Origin of the sequence: Actinomycetospora sp., from assembly GCF_036497585.1 — a bacterium.
GTDB lineage: Bacteria > Actinomycetota > Actinomycetes > Mycobacteriales > Pseudonocardiaceae > Actinomycetospora.
The window spans coordinates 1-2257 of record NZ_DASXJD010000104.1 but is presented as its reverse complement, the minus strand read 5'-3'; the positions used below and the strand labels follow the sequence as shown (position 1 = coordinate 2257).

Genomic DNA, 2257 nt, shown 5'->3' with positions numbered 1-2257 from the left:
GTCGGGTCGTTGTCCACGACCAGCACGGTGATGTCGGCGTGGTCACCGGCGAGCAGGGCGCGCACGCAGCGTTCGAGGCTCTGCGGGCGGCCGCGCGTGGCCACCACGACGGTGACCGGCTCGGTGGACCACGGTGGTGGGGGCGGGTCGGGCAGCGCACCCAGCTGCGCCTCGAGGGCGGAGCCGATGTCGGCGGCGGACGCATGGCCGGCGACCAGCGGCAGCTCGAGGATGCCGACAGGGGCCCCGCCTGCGGTGACCAACAGGCGTGCCGCGGTGAAGTGCCGGTCGACGGCGAGGTCGGCGACGGGGGCACGGCGGTCCAGCTCACCGACCCATGTCGGTGAAGGGGGAGCGATCCAGGGGGACAACCGGGGCCTTCCAGGGTCGGACTACTACAGGATGTAGGACACACGTTAGGGCGGATTTTGGACGCTACGGCGTCCAAGTGTCCGGTTCGCGGTGATCGGTCCTGGTTCGTCGGTCAAACGCCTGTGGCCACCCTGAGTGGCCGCGGGGGGAGACGTAGGCTGCATCCCGTGGCATCGGCGGCGATCGTCCCCTTCCTGCACGGCGACCGGGATGTTCTCAGAGTCCTGCTCGACCGCCGGGCCGCCGGCACGGACCCGGGGGCCCGTGACGACGATCACCGTGTGGCGCTCGTCATCGGGGGCGGCGGGATGCGCGGGGCGTACGTCGCCGGGATGCTGCGAGCGCTGGACCGGGCCGGCCTCGTCCCCGCGTTCGACGAGGTCTACGGCGCGTCGTCCGGGGCCTTCAGCGCCGCGGCGTTCCTTACCGGCGACGCGGCCGCGTGCGCCGCCAGCTACCCCGAGGACCTCTCGACGGACGTCTTCATCAACATGCGCAGGCTCGGTACGCGGCGTCCCGTCGTGGCTCTCGACCACCTCGTTCACGAGGTGCTCGACGGGCGGAAGCCCATGGCCTGGCACGCGCTGGGGCACACCCCGGCACCGCTGCGGGTCGTGGCCACCGATGCGAGGGACCTCACGGCCCACACCCTCGAGGGGATGGAGACGGTCGCCGACTGGCGGCAGGCGCTGCGGGCCAGCGCGTCGATCCCGCTGCTGTGCGGGCCGCCGGTCGCGTTCGGGGGCCGCCGCTGGGTGGACGGGTCGGTCGGCGAGCCGCTGGCCATGGCGCGGGCACTGCGCGGTGGCGCCACCCACGTGCTCGTGGTGCTCTGCCGGGGCACCGACGACCTGCACCCCGACGCCGACGCGGGCCTGTCGCTCTGGGCCCGCACGCTCGACCGGCTGGTGCCGGGACTCGGCACGGTCGCGCAGGGCTCCCGCCGTTACGGCGCCGACCTGCGGCTGGTCACCGATGCCGCGCATCCGGACCGCGGGCCCGGCCATCTGGCGGCGATCGGACCGGCCCGGTCGGTCGGGATGGGCTCGCTCTGCGTCGATCCCGAGCGGGTGGGCGAGGCGGTGCGGATCGGCGACGAGTCGGCCGTCGCCGCGCTCGAGTCGGTCGTCGCCGAGCGGCGCGACCTCGACCCGGCCTGATCACCGCCCGCCGGATAACGTCGCACCCATGTCCGCAGGGGAGCGGCCGCGCGCTGCCGTCGTCGTCACCGGCAGCGAGCTGCTGACGGGATCAGTCTCCGATCGCAACGGGCCGTGGGTGGCCCGGGAGCTCGGCGAGCTCGGGTTCGAGGTCGCGCATCTGCTGCTGGTCGGTGACCGCCCCGACGACCTAGCCGATGCACTGCGGTTCGCCGTGGACGCCGGGTGCGTGCTCGTCGTCACCAGCGGTGGCCTCGGTCCGACGGCCGACGATCTCACCGCCGAGGTGGTGGCCTCCTTCGCCGGGGTCGAGCTCGTCCTCGACGAGGGCATGCGCGAGCACATCCGCGGGATCCTCGCCGGCTGGGCGGCCCGCACCGAGTTTTCCGCACCCGCGATCGAGGAGGCCAACCGCAAGCAGGCGATGGTGCCCCGCGGCGCCGTGGCGCTGGCCCCGGTCGGGACCGCTCCCGGCCTCGTCGTGCCCCGGCCGGGCGGCCCGCTCGTGGTGGTGCTCCCCGGGCCGCCGCGCGAGCTGCAGGGGATGTGGCCCGCGGTGCTCGAGGCGGAACCGGTCCGGGAGCTGCTTGCCGGCGTGCCCGCTTCGGCATCGCGGTCGTTGCGCTTCTTCGGGCTGCCCGAGTCGGAGATCGCTGAGACGCTGCGTGAGCTCGGCGCGGAGCTGGACCTGTCCGGTGTCGAGGTGACGACCTGCCTGCGCCGTT

The 2257-nt window shown here is 74.1% G+C and carries 3 protein-coding genes; 2 read left to right on the top strand and 1 reads right to left on the bottom strand.

Translation table 11 applies throughout. From position 1 onward, the window contains the following. Positions 1–371, bottom strand: a 371-nt coding sequence (locus VGH76_RS09975) for a glycosyltransferase (RefSeq protein ID WP_331556511.1), incomplete at its 3' end; no start/stop codon positions are given. A 168-nt stretch (positions 372–539) separates the two neighbouring features. On the opposite strand from VGH76_RS09975, the gene VGH76_RS09970 reads away from it, so the two are divergent. Then, positions 540–1532: a patatin-like phospholipase family protein gene (locus VGH76_RS09970; RefSeq protein WP_331556510.1), complete on the top strand. Its 993-nt coding sequence runs from the start codon at positions 540–542 to the stop codon at positions 1530–1532. Between the two features lie 28 nt (positions 1533–1560). After that, positions 1561–2257: molybdopterin-binding protein (locus VGH76_RS09965; protein ID WP_331556509.1), on the top strand; the 697-nt coding region annotated here is incomplete at its 3' end.